We start from the raw sequence: 19,338 nt of genomic DNA, 5'->3' as shown, positions 1-19,338 counted from the left end.
CGCTAAGAAAAAGAACTGCTTGAGAAAAAGGAAAACGCCGCAAACCGCGCCGCGGCGCGCGCGCAATCAGCCCGCGCGGCGATGCTGCGCCATCGACACCGCCGTGTCGATCGCGGCGATCAGGCTGCCCGCGTCGGCGCGGCCGGTGCCGGCCAGATCGAGCGCGGTGCCGTGATCGACCGAGGTGCGGATGATCGGCAAGCCGAGCGTGACATTGATGCCTTCGCCGAACGTTGCGTACTTCAACACCGGCAGACCCTGATCGTGGAACATCGCGAGCACGCAGTCGGCCTCTTCCAGATAACGCGGCTGGAACAGCGTATCGGCCGGATACGGGCCGCGCGCGTCGATGCCCTGGTCGTTCGCGAGCTTGAGCGCCGGCGTGATGACCTCGATTTCCTCGCGGCCCAGATAGCCGTTTTCGCCCGCGTGCGGGTTCAGGCCCGTCACGAGGATGCGCGGCGCCGGCAAGCCGAAGTGATGCCGCAGATCGTGATCGATGATGCGCAGCGTCTCGACGATGCTCTCGACCGACAGCGCGGCCGACACGTCCTTGAGCGGCAGATGCGTAGTCGCGAGCGCGACGCGCAACGGACGCTTGCCGGTGCCGGCCAGCATCATCACCACGCGTGGCGTGTGAGTGCGCTCGGCCAGATATTCGGTGTGGCCGGTGAACGGCACACCGGCGTCGTTGATCGTGCTTTTCTGCAGCGGCGCGGTAACGATCGCGTCGAAGGTGCCGGCCACCGCGCCGTCGATCGCGCTGTCGAGCAGATCGAGCACGTAACGGCCGTTGGCGGCGTCCAGCTTGCCCGCGCGCGACGGCGCGCCGAGCGCCTGATGCTGCACGCGTACGCGCTGGCCATGCGCCACCAGCGCGGCCCAATCGACACCCACCGCCCGCGCGCGTTCCGCGAGCAGACCCGCGTCGCCCAGCACGGTGAACTGCGCGTTGGGCCAGTGCGCCGCCGCGCCGGCCAGCGCCTGCGCCGTCAGTTCGGGACCGACGCCGGCGGGCTCGCCGGTCGTGATCGCGATCTGCAACGGCAGGCTGGTGGACTGGGCGGCGCTAGTCATGATGGTTATTGCACGCTCGACAGCGTGGGTTTCACTTCCACGTAAGCGGTGTCGCGCAGTTCGCGCAGCCAGTCGGCGTAAGCCTGTTCCGCCTTGCGCTGACCGATGGCCTGGCGCGCCAGATCCATCTGCTGCGATACCGAGCCTTCCGCTTCGCGGCGGCCCAGCACCTGGATCAGGTGGTAGCCGTACTCGCTGCGCACCGGGTCGCTGATCTGGCCGTCCTGCAGCGAGTTCATCGCACGCTCGAATTCCGGCACCGTTTCGCCCGGGCTGATCCAGCCGAGATCGCCGCCTTGCGACGACGAACCGTCCTGCGAGTAGGTGTGCGCGAACTTCGAGAAGTCGCCGCCCGCCGCAATCTGACTCTTGATGTCGAGCAGCTTCTGACGCGCTTGCGGCTCCGACATGCCGTCGCCGACGCGCAGCAGGATGTGGCGCACGTGCGTCTGCACGAGTTTCGGCGCATCCGCGCTCGTGCCCTGACCGGCGCGGCGATCGACCAGACGCACGATCTCGAAACCGTCGTTGGTGCGGATCAGATCCGGGCTGACCTCGCCGGGGCGCAGCGTCGACGCGGCCTTGACGAATTCAGGCGGCAGCTTGGACGGCGTGAGGAAACCCAGATCGCCGCCGTTCTTTGCCGCGTCCGGCGCCTGCGAGTTGGACTTCGCGAGCTTTTCGAAATTGGCGCCGCCCTTGGCTTCGGTCAGCAGCGATTGCGCTTTCTGCTGCGCCGCCTCGATGTCCGTTTCCGGCGCGTTCAGCGGCGCCTTCACCAGAATGTGCTGCAGATGCAGGTCGCTCGTCTGGCCGGCGTTAGGGCCACGCTGACTGGCGATGTAGTTCGCCACTTCGGCGTCCGACACCGTGACCTTGCTGTCCACTTCCTTCTCGCGCAGACGCGACAGCGTCAGTTCGGTGCGCGCGTCGCCGGTGAAGGTGGTCCAGGGCACGCCCTGCGCCTCGATGCGCGCGCGGTACATTTCGAGCGACATGTTGTTCGCCTGGGCGAGCCGTTCGAGCGTTTTTTGCACGGTGGCGTCGTCGATGTTGATGCCGTCTTCCTTCGCCTTCTGCAACTGGATGCGCTCCAGCACCATCTGGTTGAGCACCTGCTGGCGCAGCTGGTCCATCGGCGGGACCGGCGCGTTTTGCTGGTTCAGTCGGCGCGTGATCAGGCTCATGCGCTCGTCGAGCTCGCGCCGCGTGATGACACCGTTGTTGACCACTGCGGCGATGGTATCGACCGTCTGGCCGCTACTGCCGCCCAGCGCCTGCGCCTGAACCGGCGCGACCGACAGGAAAGACGCCGCGGCGACAAGACCGGCCGCAAGCGTTGCCAAGCGATGCTTTTTCATGATTGCCACAGATACTCCAATGATGTCGGGCACGCCTGGCCCGTCTTTTCGCATTCGATAAATGATTGGGCGCGCGTCATTCGTAATTGGTGAAGCGCGATTCCGGCGGCGGTGGCGGCGGCAACGGCGTGTAACCCGCCACGCTGTTGCGGAACGCGGTCATCAGCCCGTTGTCGACGCTCGACAGGCCCTTGAAGGTCAACTGCGCCAGGAACCGCGTGCTCGACTGATTCTGCCCCGAGGTGTTCAGGCCGTTCGCATACCGCTGGATGCCGGCGCCGAGCGTCCAGCAGTCGGCGTCGTATTGCATGCCGACCAGGCCGTCGACGATCCGGTGGCCGCCCAGGTCGTAATTGAAGCGCGCGACGCCGTACACGCGGTGCGTGAGCGGCCACTGCCCCGACACCAGTATCTGGTTGATCGGCTGGTTGTCCAGCGTGGTGTTCGCGCGCGTGTAACGGTACGCGACGTTGATCACCTTGCCGCTCGCCGGACTGAACCCGAAGCCGACACTCGTCTTCACCAGCTGATTGTTGTCGGCATTATATTGGAACGCCGTTTCCGAGGCGAAACCGGCGCCGAGCTTGAACGACGCACCCGCGATCAGGTCCGAATGCGTGGCCTGCGTGCTGGTCTGGTTCGGCTGCAGCGTGACGCGCTGGTCCTGGAAATAGTACTGCTGCGCGATCACGAAGCGCGCCCGCTCGTCGCCCGTGGCCGGGTTGATGAAGCGCGTGGTGATGCCCGCGGTCAGGCGGTTCGCGTCGGCGATCCGGTCATTGCCGACGAAGGTGTTCGGCGTGAAGATTTCCGCGAGACCGAAGTCGGAGTCGGCGGTGTCGAAGAGCGGCGCGTTGTCCTGATTGCGGTACGGCGTGTACACGTAGTACAGGCGCGGCTCCAGCGTCTGGATGTAGTCGGTGCCGAATATGCGCACCGAACGCTCGAAAGTCAGCCCCGTGTCGAAGCTCAGCGTCGGGATCGATTCGGTGAAATTCTTCGCCGAGCCGGCCGGCAGATCGGTGCCGATGTTGTTCAGGTTGTACGACGCGAAGTGCCACTGCACCTTCGGCGTGACGAAGTAGCCCGGCCCGACCACCGAATACGACACGTACGGGTTGAACAGCACCCGCTGACCTTCGGTCACGTCCGCGGTGGTGATGCGGAAGTTCGTGTAGTCGGCTTCGGCGCCGAAATCGAAGCCGCCGACGTTGTACTTCGCGTACTTCACGTTCAACTGCGGCTCACGGCCGTACGGCGCGACCGACGGCTCGAGCGTCTGCCAGTGCTGTTCGCGCGCGAGCACCGACCACGGCCCGTTGTTGTAGGTCAACCCGGCTTCCTGCTGATACAGGAGCTGGGTGCCGTTCATGAACTGATTGACCGACGACGACAGGTCTTCCGGATACGTATTGTCCGAAACCCTGTTGTAGTAGATGTAGCCGCCGAACCCGTTGCCGAAGTTCTGGTTGTGCTGGATATACAGCGCGTAGCGGTTGGTCTTGGTCAGGTGATCGTCCGGCAGGAATTCGCCGGTGATCGAGCCGGAATACGTGGGCGACAGATAACGGAACGTGCTCTGCAACTGCACACCGCGCTTGGAGATCAGACGCGGCGTGACCGTCAGATCGCGATTCGGCGCGATGTTGAAGTAATACGGTACCGAGAGTTCGACGCCATTCGACGAACTCAACGAGAACGTGGGCGGCAACAGCCCGCTGCGCCGCTCGCCCGACAACGGGAACGACAGCCAGGGCGAGGCGAACACCGGCACGCCCTGGAAGAACAGCACGCTGTTGTACGCGACGCCTTCGTCCGCGCCGGTGTCGAAGTCGAACTCGCTGCCCTTGATGTACCAGGCCGGGTTGTCCTCGCACGCGCACGCCGTGTAGGTGCCGCGCGTGAACACTGAGCGCTCGTAGTCGAGCAGGTCGACACGCTCCGCGCTGCCCGAGCCGCCCGTCAGGTTGAAGTGATACTTCGGCGCGGTCATGAAGCCTTCGGTCGAATCCACGCGCAGATGCGCTTCCGGACCGATGAAGGTATTGCCGCTGTTGATCACGTGAACCTGGCCGTATGCGTCGGCCATGTCCGTGTCCTGATCGTAATGCAGCGCGTCGGCCTTGATCACGGCCGTATTGCGGCGCAGCTCGCCCGAGCCCTTGACCGCCAGATCCTGGTCGATGGTGCCGGCGGCGCTGTCGCCGAGCACGAACGTGGCCGGGCTCTGGCCGGCTTGCAGCGGATGATCCTCGAGCTGCGGGGCAAGCCGCATGCCCCAAGGGATGTCGATGGATTGCGGCTGCGCGGCTTCCCCCACCAGCTGGGCGTGCGCGAGCGCGGGCATCAGGCCCGGAGCGGCGATCAACGCCGCGACGAGCCGCCTTTTGCGCGGCACTACGGCACAAGAGGGAGTCGTTTGGGAAAGCTTTCTAGGCGGCATGTATCGTTTGGCGAATCGGCCCGTCCGTCAGCTCCTGCAGTCACGATCCACCGCCTGCACACCCCGACCGTGACAGTCGGCTGTACATCAATATTTACAATCTGTCGAACGATGAGGCGGGCGGTAAAGCGGACCACGCGAAAGCCGGCGTGAGTCGCGTCAAAAAAGTCGTGGGGTATTATATGGCAAGACGTTGCCCCTCTGAATTTGCTGCCGGTTTTCATGACGCCCCCCTCCTCCCAAGACACGATCCAAGACTCCACCGACAGCCGTCTCGAACTGCTCAAAGCCTGGCTGCAAGGCCATGCGGCGCGTTATGCGCTCGAGCTCGACACGCTGGTGCCGGCTTCGTCCGACGCCAGTTTTCGCCGCTATTTCCGGCTCGCCGGTAAGGCGGCGGAAGGCGAAAGCGCCACTACCCTGATCGCCGTCGACGCCCCGCCGCCCGAGAAATGCCGCGAATTCGTGCAGATCGCCGGCTTGCTCGGCGACGCCGACGTCCATGTGCCGCGTGTGCTGGAGGCCAATTTCGACGCCGGGCTGATGCTCGTCACCGATCTGGGCACCGCGTCCTACCTCGCTGCGCTGACCGACGCGCAGCAGTCCGGCGATTCGCGCCGCGCCCGCACGCTGATGCGCGACGCGCTCGACGCGCTGATCCGCTGGCAGCTCAGTTCGCGCGAAAACGTGCTGCCGCCGTTCGACGAAGCGTTCCTGCGCCGCGAAATGGAGTTGATGCCGGAGTGGTTCATCGGCCGGCACCTCGCGCGCGAAGTCGACGAAAAAACCCGTGGGGTGCTCGATCGCACGTTCGCGCTGCTGATCGCGAGCGCGCGTGCGCAGCCGCAGGTGTTCATGCTGCGCGATTTCATGCCGCGCAATCTGATGATCGCCGCCGCACCGAATCCCGTGAACCCCGGCGTGCTGGACTTCCAGGACGCGGTGTTCGGCCCGATCACGTACGACGTCGCATCGCTGCTGCGCGACGCGTTCATCGGCTGGGACGAGGAGTTCGAGCTGGACTGCTTCGTGTACTACTGGGAACGCGCGAAAAAAGCCGGCCTGCCGGTCGATGCCGATTTCGGCGAGTTCTACCGGCAGATCGAATGGATGGGGCTGCAGCGGCACATCAAGGTGCTGGGCCTCTTCTGCCGGATCCACTACCGGGACGGCAAGCCGCACTACATGAAGGATCTGCCGCGTTTCATCGGCTATGCGCGCAAGGTGGCCGAACGCTATGCGCCGCTGCGTCCGTTCGCGAAGCTGCTCGACGAGCTCGAAGGCCGCGCGAATGAAGTCGGCTACACGTTCTGACCGGTCACCATGTCCCTGAAGAAAGCGATGATTTTCGCCGCGGGCCGCGGCGAGCGTATGCGTCCGTTGACCGACGCGTGCCCCAAGCCTTTGCTCGAAGTGGCCGGCAAGCCGCTGATCGTCTGGCAGATCGAACGGCTCGCGCAAGCCGGCTTCCAGACCATCGTGATCAATCATGCGTGGCTCGGCGCGCAGCTCGAAGCCGCGCTCGGCGACGGTTCGCGCTGGCAGGTCGAATTGCGCTACTCGGCCGAGCACGAAGCATTGGAGACGGCAGGCGGTATCGCGCAGGCGCTGCCGCTGCTCGAAGATGACGGCGCGAGCGACGTGTTCGTCGCGGTTGCCGGCGACGTGTACGCCGATTTCGATTACGCCGCGCTCGATGCTCGCGCCCGGCAATTGAAGGCGCAGCCCGCTCCGGGCATGCATCTGGTGATGGTGCCGAATCCGCCGTTTCATCCGACCGGCGACTTTGCTCTGGTCGACGGCGTGTTGTCGCTCGACGCGCAGCCGCGCCTGACGTTCGGCAGCATCGGGCTTTACGACACGCGCATGTTCCACGATCTGCCGCGCGGCACGCGGCGCGCGCTCACGCCGTATTACCGCGAGACGATTGCGCGCGGACTCGCGAGCGGCGAGTTGTACGAAGGCTTGTGGGAGAACGTCGGTACGGCGGCTCAACTGCAGGATCTGGATCAGCGCCTGAGGATGCGCTGAGGGCGGCGAATCAGGGGCGCAGCGCAATAAAGCGTCGACGGGAGCGGCGGCGTCACGCGAAGGCCGACGTGCAATGCCGCGCAGTTCACGCACGAGATTCGGTTCGACAGTGAAGCGGACGTAGTGCGTTCACCGCTCAAACCATTCAACCGCTCCCCGCGCCGCGCACGTTGCACAAGCCACCCAGGCCCACCCAGGTGCGGCACTCACCGCCCGCCCTCTCCCGTTCCAATCGTCTCCATCGGCTCCGGCGCCTGCGCCGCACGTTGCTGCTGCAAGGCCCACATCTGCGCAAACAGGCCGTTCGCGCGCAGCAATTCCGCATGCGTGCCGCGCTCGACGATGCGCCCCTTGTCCATCACGATGATCTGCTGCGCGTGCACCACCGTCGACAGGCGGTGCGCGATGATCAGCGTCGTGCGCTCGCGGGCGATCTGATCGAGTTCGTGCTGGATCGCGCGCTCGGAGCGGGAATCGAGCGCGGAGGTCGCTTCGTCGAACAGCAGGATCGGCGGATTCTTCAGGATGGTGCGCGCAATCGCCACGCGCTGCTTTTCGCCGCCCGACAGTTTCAGGCCGCGCTCGCCGACCGGCGTGTCATAGCCGTTCGGCAGCCCTTCGATGAACTCGTGAATATGCGCCGCGCGCGCCGCCGCGATCACTTCTTCGCGGCTCGCCGACGGCCGGCCGTATGCGATGTTGTAGTAGATCGAATCGTTGAACAGCACCGTGTCCTGCGGCACGATGCCGATCGACGCGCGCAGCGAATCCTGCGTGACGTCGCGAATGTCCTGAGCGTCGATGGTGATCGCGCCGCCGGTCGCGCGGTCCAGATCGTAGAAGCGGAACATCAGCCGCGCGAGCGTGGATTTGCCCGAGCCGCTATGGCCGACCACCGCCGTAGTGGTCCCGGCGGGAATCGTAAAGCTCACGTCGTGGAGAATCTGGCGCGCCGGCTCGTACGAGAAGTTCACGTGCTCGAAGCGCACTTGCGCACCGCGCACTTGCAATGGCGGCGCATCGGGCTGGTCGGGCACTTCCTGCGCCGCACCGAGCAGCGTGAACATGCGGTCCATGTCGGTGAGACTCTGCTTCAGTTCGCGATACACGACGCCGAGAAAATTCAGTGGAATATAAAGCTGCAACATGAAGGTGTTGATCAGCACGAGGTCGCCGAGCGTGAGGCGCCCGGCCATCACGCCTTGTGTCGCGCGCCACAGAATGAACACGAGCCCCGTGCCGATGATCGCCTGCTGCCCGAAGTTCAGCGCCGACAGCGAACGCTGCGATTTGATCGCCGCCGTGCGATAGCGCTTGAGGTTTTCATCGTAGCGGCTCGCTTCCCACTCTTCGTTGCCGAAGTACTTGACGGTTTCGTAGTTGAGCAGCGAATCGATGGCGCGCGAATTCGCCTTCGAATCGAGATCGTTCATCGTGCGGCGAAAATGCGTGCGCCACTCGGTGACCTTCACCGTGAACACGATGTACACCGCGAGTGCGATGAACGTGACGATCGCGTAGTACGCCTCGTATTTGACGACGAAAAAGCCGAGCACGAGGCCGACTTCGACGAGCGTCGGCAGGATGCTGTACAGCGAATACGAGATCAGTTGCGTGATGCCGCGCGTGCCGCGTTCGATATCGCGCGACATGCCGCCCGTCTGCCGTTCCAGATGAAACCGCAACGACAGCGCATGCAGATGGCGAAACACCTTCAGCGCCAGTTGCCGCACCGCGCTCTCGGTCACTTTCGAAAACAGGATCTCGCGCAACTCGGTGAAGAGCGACGTGGACAGCCGCACCACCGCATATGCAACCACCAGCAGGCCGATGCCGCCGAGCAGCACGATGCCCGGTGCGTCGTGCGCGCGGCCGAGCGCGGTGAGATGCTGGACCGACGCGAGGCTGTCGACGATGCGCTTCATCACGATCGGCACGCCCAGATTGGCGACCTTCGCGCCGATCAGGCAACTGAGCGCGAAGCCGACGCGCCATTTATAAGTAGCGAGGTAAGGCAGCAGCGACAGGATCGTCTGCCAGTCGTTGCGAGGCTGAGTGGAAATCGGCGAGGGTTCGGACGAGGGCGTGCGGCGCATGGGGATCTGCAAGGGGGAGAGTGTGGAAATGCCGGAGCTCACGCGACAATAGCGGCGCGCCGGGAGCGGTCTGCCGAGCCGGCACACCGCTTATTGACGCACGACCTCGCTGAACGCTTTCCCGTACAATTCCTGATCTTTCTATTGTCGCAGAAGCCGGCTGGCGCCGCTTTTCATGGGCTGTCCGGCCACCGGTTGCATGCTGGCCGCGCGGCCGTCCCATCTGGCTGGGTTGCCCCGCCGATGGTGCAGTCGTCGTGAAATCCCCGCCTGCCGGTCGAGCCGACCGAGCCAATACGTTTCTCAAGGGTGCCCCGATGACCGATCTTCTTCAACTCCCGCAAAAGCATTGTGCGCTGCGCGTCGTGCCGCAACCGTCGGACGCGAATGTTCACGGCGACGTGTTCGGCGGCTGGATCATGGCGCAGGTGGACATTGCCGGCTCGATCCCGGCGAGCCGCCGCGCCAACGGGCGGGTGGCGACCATCGCGGTGAATTCGTTCGTGTTCAAGCAGCCGGTGTTCGTCGGCGATCTGCTGAGCTTTTACGCGGATATCGTCAAGACGGGCAATACGTCGGTCACCGTGTCGGTCGAGGTCTACGCGCAGCGCATGAGCCTGACCGAAGATCTCGTGAAGGTCACCGAGGCCATCCTCACCTACGTCGCGACCGATAGCGACCGCCGCCCGCGCGCACTGCCGGTGCTCGACTGAGTGGCCGAACTGACTCGCTGAATCGAGCCGCTCAAGCACAAACGGAACGAGGCGCCTTGGCGCCTCGTTTCGTTTCATACCGTGAAGTTGCAGGTGCAGCGGCACGCTCGGGACCGGGCGAACCCGGTCCGGCTCCGCTACGGCTTGCCCGCTTACTGGCTCGCCGCCGCGCCAATGCCCGCTTTCTTCTGCGCGTTCTGGATGTCGTTCGGATAGTTCGGATCGTTGCGCGACGGCTGATAGCCGTGCGCCTCCAATTGTTTCAACTCCGCGTTCTTCTTCGCACGCGCTTCTTTGCGCGCGGCCTTGCGCTCCGCCTTCGTCGTGTGCGGCTTGGTGCCGGTCGTCGCCTTGGCCGCATCCGAGCCCTCGCCCGCCGGTCCTCCTCCGCCGCCCCCGCCGCCGCTTTGCGCGAACGCCGGCGCGGCAGCCGCCACGCTCAGTACAACCGATGCCAACAACACAGCCAGTTTCTTTGCAGGTGAAGACGACATTGTTTTCTCCAGTCGGATTGGCGGATAGTCGGCAGCACAACGCCCGGCACGCGATACGAGCAGCGGGAACGACGATCGGGCGAAGCGCTGCGTGAATCGGTGCTTCTTCGGTGCTTCGTCATGCCCGGCAAGGTCCCGGATGGGAGTCGTGAATATATCCGACTGTAATTCATGCGCAAATCGCTTTGGCCCGTGCAGGCAGCGGCTAGGCCGCCCGGCTGGACACCGCGGACGCGCCGTCGCCGCGCAAATAGGCATCGACCTGCGCTTCGATCCACTGCGCGAAATGCGCCTGGCGGGCGTTGGGAATTTCGCGCTGCTGCCACACCAGCCAGTACGGATAGCGGTACGGGACGCGAATCGTGGTGATCTGCACCAGCGCACCTTGTGCCAACGCGTGCGCGACCAGACTGCGCCGCTCGAGCGCGATGCCCTGGCCCAGCAGCACCGCGCCGATCGCGATGTTCGAATCGTTCGCCGACAGGACCACGGCTTCGGGCGGCGGCGGCGCCACCTGCGCCGCGTGGCACCAGTCGGCCCACGGGGCATCGGGGCTGGCGATCAGCGGGCAGGCGACCACGTCCTCGGCGCTGACCGGAAAGCGGCCGCCCGGCGCGAGGGCGAAATGAGGCGCGGCGACGACCACCATGTCGTCGTCGAACAGCTTTTGTTGCGCGACGTCGGGCCAATGGCCTTGTCCCATGCGGATGCCGATGTCGGCCGCGCTCTGGCGAAAATCCTCGACCTGCAGACTGGTCAACAGGCGCACCCGATAGTACGGATGCGCTTCGCGAAAGCTCGCGAGCCGCGGCACGAGCCAGTGCTGCGCGAACGACGGCAGGGTCGAGATCACCAGTTCGCTCTCGTGCGGGCGCGCCTGCGCGCGGCGCGTAGCCTGCGTGATGTCGCGCAGCGCGGCGCGAATGTCCAGCGCATACAGGCGCCCTTCGTCGGTGAGGCGCAAACCGCGCGCCTCGCGGATGAACAGCGCGACGCCCATCGCATCTTCCAGCACCCTGATCTGCTGGCTCACCGCCGAGTGCGTCACGTGCAGTTCGCGCGCGGCCTGGGTGACGCCGCCCAGACGGGCGACGGCTTCGAAACAGCGCAGCGCGGTAAGCGGCGGGATGGGCTTCATGTTAGAAATTCTGACGTAGATCGTCGGTAATTGTCGCTTTTTTTGCCGTGCGGAGATGCTTAATCTATCGGCTTGAGGCGCCACGCATCGCACTGACGAGAGGCGCCGCGCCGCGGTCCGCTCAGGCGCGCAATGATAGAACTTCTAACGGGAAACACATGAAACTGATCGGAATGCTCGACTCGCCCTACGTACGCCGGGTCGCCATCTGCCTCAAATTGCTGAAGCTCGACTTCGAACACGCGTCGATCTCGGTGTTTAGCACATACGACCAGTTCGCGCAGATCAACCCGGTCGTCAAGGCGCCGACGCTGATCGCCGACAACGGCAGCACGGTGATGGATTCATCGGTGATTCTGCAGTACCTGGCGACGCTGGCCGGCCCCGGGCAGCGGCTCTTCCCCACTGTGCCGGACGACGCTTTGCGCGCCGCCCGTCTCACCGGGCTCGCGCTCGCGGCGTGCGAGAAGAGCATCCAGATCGTCTACGAGCGGAATCTGCGGCCGGTGGAGAAGCAGCACGAGCCCTGGCTCGAGCGCGTGCGCGCGCAACTGCTCGCCGCTTACGCCGAACTCGAACGCGAGGTGGCGGCAGCCGCGCTGCCGGTCGAGCAGGACCAGTTCGACGCGGCGGACGTCACCGTGGCGGTGAGCTGGCATTTCACGCAGATGATGCTGCCGGAAATCGTCGATAAAGCCGCGTACCCGCGCCTGCAGGCGTTTTCGACGCTGGCGGAGGACTTGCCGGTTTTCGTGGATACGCCGGCGGTGTGACGCCGGCGGTGCGGGAAGCGCACGCCGTCATCGAGGGTGGGGCGTGCCGGGATCACCCGGCCCGCTGTTCCTTGTGGCGCGCGGCAGCACGATTGCCGCGCGCTGCCGCGCCCGGCTCCCCACGGCCAATCAAGCCGGCTCCAACTCCCGCCCCACGCCTCCTTGCAGCAACTCGGAAATCGCATCCGTCGACAACGGCCTCGCGAAGTAGAACCCCTGCATCTCGTCGCACGCGCGCTCTTTGAGGAAGTCGAGTTGCGCCGACGTTTCCACGCCTTCCGCGATCACATGCAGCTTCAACGAGTGCGCCAGCGCGATGATCGCCGAGGTGATCGTCTCGTCGTCGCCCGACACGCCGATGTCCGAGACGAACGAGCGGTCGATCTTCAGCCGGTCCACCGGGAAGCGTTTCAGATAGCTGAGGCTCGAATAGCCGGTGCCGAAGTCGTCGATCGCGAGGCCGATGCCGAGCGCGTGCAGCTCGTTGAGCATCGACACCGCTTCTTCGGCGTTACGCATGATGGTGCTTTCGGTCAGCTCCAGTTCGAGGTAGCGCGGCTCCAGACCGGTCTCGGTCAGCACCTGCGTGACCAGCTTCGCGATATCGCGCTGCTGGAACACACGCGCCGACAGATTCACCGACACCCGCGTCGGCGGCAGGCCCTCGTCCTGCCAGGCCTTGTTCTGGCGGCACGCTTCACGCAGCACCCATTCGGACAGCGGCCCGATCAGACCGCTCTCCTCCGCCAACGGAATGAACGCCGAGGGCAGCACCAGGCCGTCTTCCGGATCGTGCCAGCGCACCAGCGCCTCGATGCCGACAATCTGCCCGCTGCCGATATCCACCTGCGGCTGGTAGTGCAGCAGGAATTCATCGTCGCGCAACGCCCGGCGCAAACGCCGTTCGAGATTCAGACGCGCGCCCGCGCTCGCGTTCATCTCCGGCTGATAGAACTGGAACGTATTGCGGCCCATGTCCTTCGCGCGATACATCGCGAGGTCGGCCTTTTGCATCAGCGATTCGGCGTCGTCGCCGTCTTGCGGAAACAGGCTCGCGCCCATGCTGCAACCCACGTACAGCTCGGTGCCGTCGAGCCATACCGGCTCGGAGATCGACGAGCGCACGCGCTCCATCCACGCGATCAGCGACTGTTCGTCGACGGTGTCGGTCATCACGATCACGAACTCGTCGCCGCCGTGCCGCGCGACCGTGTCGCTGGTGCGCGAGCAGCGCGCGAGGCGCTCGGCGACCACGCGCAGCAGCCGGTCGCCGACGCTATGGCCGAGCGTGTCGTTGACGTTCTTGAACCCGTCGAGATCGAGGAACACGACCGCGACGCCGTTGTGATGCCGACGCGCGACGACCAGCGCATGTTCGAGCCGATCGCGCAGCAGGTTGCGGTTCGGCAGGCGCGTGAGGCTGTCGTAGTTGGCCTGGTATTCGAGCTGTTCCTGATAGCGGATCAGGTCGGTCACGTCGTTGATCACGCCGATGTGATGGGTGATCACGCCTTCCGCATTCGGCACGGGCGCGATGAACAGCTGATTCCAGAACAGCGCGCCGTCTTTGCGATAGTTGCGCAGCACCGCGCTGACCTCGCGGTTCGCCGCGAGCGCCTGACGGATCAGCGCCACACCTTCCTGGTCGCGGTCGTCGCGTTGCAGCACGCGGCAATCGTGGCCGATCACCTCGGCGGGATCGTAGCCGGTGATGCGCATGAACGCCGGGTTCACGTATTCGATCAGATTGCCGGTGGGCGACGGCGCCGTGATCAGAATCGCGTTGACGCTCGCGTCGAGCGCGCGGCTTTGCAGACGCAACGCGAGATCGGCGCGCTTGCGCTCGGTGATGTCCGTATAGGAACCGAGCACGCCGATCACGCGGCCCTCGCCGTCGGTGAACGGCAGCTTGCTCGTGACGGTGGTGCGGTGCACGCCGTCGATCACCAGATCGACCTCGAAGTTCATCTTCGGCACGCCGGTGCTCACCACCTCCTGGTCGTGGTCGCCCAGCAGATCGGCGAACGCGCGCCACGGCATATCGGCGTCGCTCTTGCCCACCACCTGCTCGGGATAGGCGAGCCCGGCGTCGCGCGCGAACGCCATATTGCAGCCGAGATAGCGCGACCCGAGGTCCTTCCAGAAGATGCGCTGCGGAATGTTGTCGATCACCGCTTCGAGCATCTGGTTCGAACGCTGCGCCTCGGCTTCGGCGTTGATCTGGTCGGTGACGTCGTCGGCGAGCACGAAGAGCGACGCGCGGCCCATGAAGTTCAGCGCGTGATATGAAATATCGACGCTGATGATCGAGCCGTCCTTGCGCCGGTGATGCCAGATGCCCGCCATCGTGCGGCCGTGCGGAACCGCGTCCTGGCGTTGCAGGTGCGATTCGAGTCGCGCGATCTCGGTATGGGTGCGGATCGCGCGAATCGTCATGCCGAGAAATTCGCTTTCGGTGTAGCCGTATTGCTGGATCGCGGCCGCGTTGACGGCGAGAAAGCGCATCGTCTCGCGATCGAAGATGTACATCGGCACCGGATGGTCGTCGAACAGGCCGCGAAAGCGTTCGTCGTGGCGCCCGAGCGCGCGCACGCTGCGCAGTTTTTTACGCGCGGTGTTTTCGCGGGCGCCGAACGTGAAGATGAGGGGCACGCTGCCGGCTAGCATCGTCACGATCAGCAGAAACATCGCGCGTTGGGTTTCGCTCGCCGAGACCGCGAGCGCCTTCTGCAACGCGCGGTTTTCCTCGCTGCGCAGCGCGGCCAGCGCGGCTTCCACGCGATCGAGTCCGAGCCCGAGGCGGGTATAGGTCGACGCAGCCCACGCGCGCGACGCATCCGGCTGGGCGCTGGCGCTTTTCAACAGCGCGTCGTCGATGTCGTGCTGCAACGCGTGGCTGTCCGCGTTCAGCCTCGCCAGCGCGTCGAGCATCGGCGGATCGCCGGCCAGTTCCTGACGCAGCTCGTGCTCCAGACCGGCGAGCGTCGTGGTCATCGCGGCGGCCGCGTTGACCGGCGCGGGTTCGCCCGATGCCTCGAAGCGGCCTAGTGCGGCCAGTGCGCTGTCGAGCGCCGTGTGATACGCGTCGAGGTTCTGGCGCACGCTCGTCGAGCGCAGCATGCGCACGTCGGCGTCGCGCTGGCCGACGATCTGCGTGTAGGCGACGAACGCGTTCGCACCGACCGCGGCGACGACCACCGCTATGTTGATCAGCAGCCGCTTCGATAAGAAAAGAGTCATGGATTCCGAACGTCAATCGTTCCGAGGGCGGGAGCGCGCGATCGTTCTCGGTGCGTCGGGCTGCATCGATGCGAGTCTTTTTACGCGCCAACCCATGGATAACGGCAACTATCGGAAAGGGGTTGAGGGTGGGGAATGAAAAAAAATGGGGATGGGGGCGCAATGATGGAAAGCGCATGGCAGATCGCGCTTGTCGGATCGTGCGTGGGTGGCTGCGCCCGCTACCCGCGCCTCGGCGCGGCTACCCCGCCGCGCCGAATTCCTTCATCGCCGGGACGAAGTCGTGATTGGCCTCAGGCTTGCGCGACAGCTTGGCGAGCACGTAGCGCTTGAATGGATCGAGTTCGGCCCAGCGGGCCGCGCTCGGCGCGACGAGGCCGGCCAGCCCGGCCTGAAGCGTGACGCCATCCGGTACGCTGTCCGTGTGGCGCCACGCGGGCGACTCGTCGGGCGTGAACCACTCCGGCTCGACGTTCGCGTGCGTGCGCAGCATCTCGAACAACGCGTGATCGAAATTCGGTTCGATTTCCGCGTCGTCCTCGACCGGGAAACGCGCCAGCAGCTTGCGGTCTTCGAGCGGCAGCAACTGCCACTGCGCCAGCGTGATGCGCAGCCCGAAACGGTCGAGATTGAAGCGCACCGACATCGGGATGTAGGTGAAATTCTCCGAAGACGCGACTTCGAAGTTGAACAGAAGCGGTGCTTCGTTGAGTCCCATAACAAGGCTCCTCCTGATGGCGCACAGCGTGCAAGCGCAGCTTGAGGTATTTTAGAACCTTATTCGCGCAACGGCGGCATGGCCAGGAGCCGCCCGGCGGCGCAGGGCAACCTTGGGGACCGCTACGCGCGCGCAGCATCGCACAGGAGTCGAGCATTGAACGAACAGGAAACAGCCGGACAGCCGGGCGCAGTGGAGCGCCAGGTGCACCGGCATCGCGGCGCGGCGGTCGAAACCGTCACCGATCACGTCGGTCAGGAATGGCCGGTCGCGCTCGTCTTCAACGGCATTTCACACGCGGTGATGATGTGTACGCCGCGCGATCTCGAAGCATTCGCGGTCGGCTTTGCGATTTCGGAAGGCATCGTCGAGCGCGGCAGCGATATTCAGGACATCGAGGTCGAACTGCATGACGACGATGAATTGCCGCATGCCGAAGTGCAATTGCAGGTCGTCCAGCAGGCGTTCGTCGCGCTGAAGGAGAAGCGCCGCGCGCTCGCCGGGCGCACCGGCTGCGGGGTCTGCGGCATCGAAAGCATCGATCTCCTCGATCTGAAACCGGAGCGGGTGCCCGACACCGGCTTTCTGCAACGGCTCGCGCCGGACGCGATCGCCCGCGCGGCCCGCGAACTGCCCGGACATCAGGCGCTCACGCGCTTGACCGGCGGCCTGCACGCGGCCGCATGGTGCGACGCGGCGGGCGCGATCCGCTACGCGTTCGAGGACGTCGGCCGCCACAACGCGCTCGACAAGCTGATTGGCCAGCTCGTGCTCGATCGCGCGGACACCCGCGACGGCTTCGTGTTTCTGTCGAGCCGCGCGAGCTACGAACTGGTGCGCAAGGCCGCGCGCGTCGATGTGCCGATGCTCGCGACGATCTCCGCGCCGTCGTCGCTGGCGATTGCGATTGCCCGCAAGGCGGGCGTGCGGCTGGTCAGTTTCTGCCGCGAAGGCAGCTACGTCGATTACGACACGTGGCAACCGGCGCAGGTTTGAGGGCTGATGGGTGCGGGTGGGGGGAATTTGAGGGCCTGGGCGTGTGAGCACCCGAGTGCCCGAGCGCCAAATCCCCCAGCGCTCAGGCATCCCGCATCAATCGAACTGCCGGAAATCCGGCTTGCGCTTCTCGAAAAACGCCTGGAACGCCTCGCGCGCTTCCGGCGCGAGCAGCATCTTGCCGAAGTGCAAGGCTTCTTCCGACATCTGCGTTTGCAGTTCCTGTCGGCTCGCGCGCTTCATCAAACTCTTCGTCACGCGCAGCGACGACGCCGGCAACGCGGCCAGCTTCGCGGCCTGCCCGGCAGCGAACGCATCGACTTCAGCGGCCGGCAGCACGCGATTCACGAAGCCCATGCGCTGCGCTTCGGCGGCGTCGAACGCTTCACCGAGCAGCAGCTTTTCCGCCGCCGCCTGATAGCCGCCCACGCGCTGCAACAATAGGCTCGACGCCGCTTCCGGACACAGGCCGAGCTGTGTGAACGGCAGCGAGAAGCTCGCCGTGTCGGCCGCGTAGACGAGGTCGCAATGCAGCAGCAAGGTCGTGCCGATGCCCACCGCCGGCCCTGCCACCGACGCCACCACCGGCTTTTCCGCCGAGCTGATCGCGCGCAGGAACTGGAACACCGGCGCGTTTTCGCCCATCGGCGGCGTCTTCATGAAATCTTCGAGATCGTTGCCGCCACTGAAAATGTCGGCGCTGCCGCGAATCAGGATCGCGCGCACGGACGTGTCGCCGTGCGCTTGAACCATCGCGTCGGCCATCGTCTGATACATCGCGGCCGTAATCGCGTTCTTCTTGCCGGGCCGGTTGAAGGCAATCGTCAGCACGCCGTCGGCGCGCTCGACCAGGATATCCATCGTCATCTCCTTCCTCTCCTCGTACTGTTGCTGAGAATGTAAAAACGGTTCGCAAGCCAGGCGGCCTGCGAACCGTTCTGCGGTTCTTAACGGACAAGCGCGGCCGTCATCTCGCCGATGACCGCGCGGACCGGGGCGTACACGCGCTCACCCGGTTACAGGCGCTCGATGATGCCCGCCGCGCCCATGCCGGTGCCGACGCACATCGTCACCATGCCGTACTTGTAGTTGCGGCGGCGCAGGCCGTGCACCACCGTCGACGCACGAATCGCGCCCGTCGCGCCGAGCGGATGGCCGAGGGCGATCGCACCGCCGAGCGGGTTGATCTTCGACGGGTCCAGCCCGAGGTCCTGAATCACCGCCAGCGATTGCGCGGCGAACGCTTCGTTCAGTTCGATCCAGTCGAGGTCGTCCTGCTTCAGGCCCGCGGCCTTCAGCGCGGCCGGAATCGCTTCCTTCGGACCGATGCCCATGATTTCCGGCGGCACGCCGCGCACCGCGAAGCTCACGAAGCGCGCGAGCGGCGTCAGGTTGAACTGCTTGAGCATCTTCTCCGACACGACGATCAACGCGCCCGCGCCATCCGACGTCTGCGAGCTGTTGCCCGCCGTCACCGAACCCTTGTTCGCGAACACGGCGCGCAGCTTCGCCAGACCTTCGAGCGACGTTTCCGCGCGCGGACCTTCGTCGAGCGACACTTCGCGCGTCTGTACACGCACTTCGCCGGTCGCGAGATCGGGGAAGCGTTCGGTGATCGTGTAGGCGGCGATTTCGTCGTTGAACTCGCCGGCCTGTTGTGCGGCGATCGCGCGGCGGTGCGATTCGACCGAGAAGGCGTCCTGCGCTTCGCGGCTGATCTTCCAGCGCTCGGCGACCTTCTCCGCGGTCAGGCCCATGCCGTATGCGATGCCGATGTCTTCGTTGCGATCGAAAATATGCGGCGAGAGCGAGGGCTTGTTGCCCATCATCGGCACCATGCTCATCGATTCACAGCCGCCCGCGATCATCGCATCCGATTCACCGACGCGGATGCGATCGGCGGCCATCGCCAGCGCGGTCAGGCCCGACGCGCAGAAGCGGTTCACCGTGACGCCGCCGACCGTGTTCGGCAGGCCGGCCAGCAGCGCGCCGATGCGCGCGACGTTCAGCCCCTGTTCGGCTTCGGGAATCGCGCAGCCGATGATCGCGTCTTCGATCACCTTGGTGTCGAGACCGGGCACTTGCGCCACGGCCGATTTGATCGCGTGCACCAGCAGTTCGTCGGGGCGCGTGTTCCTGAACATCCCGCGCGGCGCCTTGCCGATCGGCGTACGGCTCGCTGCGACGATGTATGCGTCTTGCAATTGCTTTGCCATTTGAGACTCCTTTGTCGGCGGGAGTTAGCGCTTTAGCGCTTA

15 protein-coding genes are annotated in these 19,338 nt (G+C 65.2%); 5 read left to right on the top strand and 10 right to left on the bottom strand.

Annotation, left to right across the window (positions count from 1 at the left end):
- Positions 1-66: 66 nt before the first annotated feature.
- The 3 genes from pdxA to ACZ9H4_RS04865 all read right to left on the bottom strand — a co-directional run bounded on the left by pdxA (position 67) and on the right by ACZ9H4_RS04865 (position 4,881).
- Entirely contained in the window at positions 67-1,077 is a 1,011-nt protein-coding gene (pdxA, locus tag ACZ9H4_RS04875; RefSeq protein WP_408143316.1) for a 4-hydroxythreonine-4-phosphate dehydrogenase PdxA, read from the bottom strand.
- Between the two features lie 5 nt (positions 1,078-1,082).
- On the bottom strand, positions 1,083-2,447 hold the full coding sequence (locus ACZ9H4_RS04870; protein ID WP_408154682.1) for a peptidylprolyl isomerase: 1,365 nt from the start codon (positions 2,445-2,447) through the stop codon (positions 1,083-1,085).
- Positions 2,448-2,514: 67 nt separating this feature from the next.
- Positions 2,515-4,881, bottom strand: a complete 2,367-nt coding sequence (locus ACZ9H4_RS04865) for an LPS-assembly protein LptD (protein WP_408143312.1) — start codon at positions 4,879-4,881, stop codon at positions 2,515-2,517.
- A 222-nt stretch (positions 4,882-5,103) separates the two neighbouring features.
- Between ACZ9H4_RS04865 and ACZ9H4_RS04860 the strand changes: the two genes are divergently transcribed.
- Both ACZ9H4_RS04860 and murU read left to right on the top strand, forming a co-directional pair.
- Entirely contained in the window at positions 5,104-6,195 is a 1,092-nt protein-coding gene (locus tag ACZ9H4_RS04860) for an aminoglycoside phosphotransferase family protein (protein ID WP_476118363.1), read from the top strand.
- A 9-nt stretch (positions 6,196-6,204) separates the two neighbouring features.
- Positions 6,205-6,912 carry an N-acetylmuramate alpha-1-phosphate uridylyltransferase MurU gene (murU, locus tag ACZ9H4_RS04855; protein ID WP_408154678.1) on the top strand — a complete coding sequence of 236 codons (708 nt, stop codon included), beginning with the start codon at positions 6,205-6,207 and terminating at the stop codon, positions 6,910-6,912.
- Between the two features lie 206 nt (positions 6,913-7,118).
- On the opposite strand, the gene ACZ9H4_RS04850 is transcribed toward murU, so the two are convergent.
- On the bottom strand, positions 7,119-9,008 hold the full coding sequence (locus tag ACZ9H4_RS04850) for an ABCB family ABC transporter ATP-binding protein/permease (protein ID WP_408143306.1): 1,890 nt from the start codon (positions 9,006-9,008) through the stop codon (positions 7,119-7,121).
- A gap of 317 nt (positions 9,009-9,325) precedes the next feature.
- Between ACZ9H4_RS04850 and ACZ9H4_RS04845 the strand changes: the two genes are divergently transcribed.
- Positions 9,326-9,721: an acyl-CoA thioesterase gene (locus ACZ9H4_RS04845; protein WP_408143304.1), complete on the top strand. Its 396-nt coding sequence runs from the start codon at positions 9,326-9,328 to the stop codon at positions 9,719-9,721.
- A 152-nt stretch (positions 9,722-9,873) separates the two neighbouring features.
- Here the strand turns inward: ACZ9H4_RS04845 and ACZ9H4_RS04840 are convergent, their stop codons facing one another.
- Both ACZ9H4_RS04840 and ACZ9H4_RS04835 read right to left on the bottom strand, forming a co-directional pair.
- Positions 9,874-10,215 (bottom strand): DUF4148 domain-containing protein, encoded by a 342-nt coding sequence (locus ACZ9H4_RS04840; protein ID WP_408328555.1) that lies wholly within the window; start codon positions 10,213-10,215, stop codon positions 9,874-9,876.
- Positions 10,216-10,420: 205 nt separating this feature from the next.
- Positions 10,421-11,353, bottom strand: coding sequence for a LysR substrate-binding domain-containing protein (locus ACZ9H4_RS04835; RefSeq protein WP_408328558.1), 933 nt, complete (start codon positions 11,351-11,353; stop codon positions 10,421-10,423).
- A 158-nt stretch (positions 11,354-11,511) separates the two neighbouring features.
- On the opposite strand from ACZ9H4_RS04835, the gene ACZ9H4_RS04830 reads away from it, so the two are divergent.
- Positions 11,512-12,126, top strand: coding sequence for a glutathione S-transferase (locus tag ACZ9H4_RS04830; RefSeq protein WP_476118362.1), 615 nt, complete (start codon positions 11,512-11,514; stop codon positions 12,124-12,126).
- Between the two features lie 129 nt (positions 12,127-12,255).
- Here ACZ9H4_RS04830 and ACZ9H4_RS04825 read toward each other — a convergent pair whose 3' ends face one another.
- Together ACZ9H4_RS04825 and ACZ9H4_RS04820 are read right to left on the bottom strand one after the other, a co-directional pair.
- Positions 12,256-15,366, bottom strand: a complete 3,111-nt coding sequence (locus ACZ9H4_RS04825) for a sensor domain-containing protein (protein WP_476118361.1) — start codon at positions 15,364-15,366, stop codon at positions 12,256-12,258.
- A gap of 241 nt (positions 15,367-15,607) precedes the next feature.
- Positions 15,608-16,084 carry a nitrate reductase associated protein gene (locus tag ACZ9H4_RS04820; RefSeq protein WP_408143295.1) on the bottom strand — a complete coding sequence of 159 codons (477 nt, stop codon included), beginning with the start codon at positions 16,082-16,084 and terminating at the stop codon, positions 15,608-15,610.
- Between the two features lie 156 nt (positions 16,085-16,240).
- Between ACZ9H4_RS04820 and fdhD the strand changes: the two genes are divergently transcribed.
- On the top strand, positions 16,241-17,080 hold the full coding sequence (gene fdhD, locus ACZ9H4_RS04815) for a formate dehydrogenase accessory sulfurtransferase FdhD (RefSeq protein ID WP_408143293.1): 840 nt from the start codon (positions 16,241-16,243) through the stop codon (positions 17,078-17,080).
- Positions 17,081-17,176: 96 nt separating this feature from the next.
- Here fdhD and ACZ9H4_RS04810 read toward each other — a convergent pair whose 3' ends face one another.
- Positions 17,177-17,947 carry an enoyl-CoA hydratase gene (locus tag ACZ9H4_RS04810; protein WP_476118360.1) on the bottom strand — a complete coding sequence of 257 codons (771 nt, stop codon included), beginning with the start codon at positions 17,945-17,947 and terminating at the stop codon, positions 17,177-17,179.
- 149 nt (positions 17,948-18,096) lie between these two features.
- Positions 18,097-19,296, bottom strand: coding sequence for an acetyl-CoA C-acyltransferase (locus ACZ9H4_RS04805; protein ID WP_476118359.1), 1,200 nt, complete (start codon positions 19,294-19,296; stop codon positions 18,097-18,099).
- Between the last annotated feature and the right edge of the window lie 42 nt (positions 19,297-19,338).

The sequence above is a fragment of the Paraburkholderia sp. TE9906 genome (assembly GCF_056279605.1).
Note: the sequence above shows the minus strand (reverse complement) of the source record. Positions and strands in the feature narration are given on the sequence as shown.

What these genes read in the sequence shown, in the direction of transcription:
- ACZ9H4_RS04835 (WP_408328558.1), bottom strand. Translation starts at nt 11,353, where the DNA reads ATGAAGCCCATCCCGCCGCTTACCGCGCTGCGCTGTTTCGAAGCCGTC.
- ACZ9H4_RS04860 (WP_476118363.1), top strand. Translation starts at nt 5,104, where the DNA reads ATGACGCCCCCCTCCTCCCAAGACACGATCCAAGACTCCACCGACAGC.
- pdxA (WP_408143316.1), bottom strand. Translation starts at nt 1,077, where the DNA reads ATGACTAGCGCCGCCCAGTCCACCAGCCTGCCGTTGCAGATCGCGATC.
- murU (WP_408154678.1), top strand. Translation starts at nt 6,205, where the DNA reads ATGTCCCTGAAGAAAGCGATGATTTTCGCCGCGGGCCGCGGCGAGCGT.
- ACZ9H4_RS04830 (WP_476118362.1), top strand. Translation starts at nt 11,512, where the DNA reads ATGAAACTGATCGGAATGCTCGACTCGCCCTACGTACGCCGGGTCGCC.
- ACZ9H4_RS04865 (WP_408143312.1), bottom strand. Translation starts at nt 4,881, where the DNA reads ATGCCGCCTAGAAAGCTTTCCCAAACGACTCCCTCTTGTGCCGTAGTG.
- ACZ9H4_RS04810 (WP_476118360.1), bottom strand. Translation starts at nt 17,947, where the DNA reads ATGACGATGGATATCCTGGTCGAGCGCGCCGACGGCGTGCTGACGATT.
- ACZ9H4_RS04825 (WP_476118361.1), bottom strand. Translation starts at nt 15,366, where the DNA reads ATGACTCTTTTCTTATCGAAGCGGCTGCTGATCAACATAGCGGTGGTC.
- ACZ9H4_RS04845 (WP_408143304.1), top strand. Translation starts at nt 9,326, where the DNA reads ATGACCGATCTTCTTCAACTCCCGCAAAAGCATTGTGCGCTGCGCGTC.
- ACZ9H4_RS04840 (WP_408328555.1), bottom strand. Translation starts at nt 10,215, where the DNA reads ATGTCGTCTTCACCTGCAAAGAAACTGGCTGTGTTGTTGGCATCGGTT.
- ACZ9H4_RS04805 (WP_476118359.1), bottom strand. Translation starts at nt 19,296, where the DNA reads ATGGCAAAGCAATTGCAAGACGCATACATCGTCGCAGCGAGCCGTACG.
- ACZ9H4_RS04850 (WP_408143306.1), bottom strand. Translation starts at nt 9,008, where the DNA reads ATGCGCCGCACGCCCTCGTCCGAACCCTCGCCGATTTCCACTCAGCCT.
- ACZ9H4_RS04820 (WP_408143295.1), bottom strand. Translation starts at nt 16,084, where the DNA reads ATGGGACTCAACGAAGCACCGCTTCTGTTCAACTTCGAAGTCGCGTCT.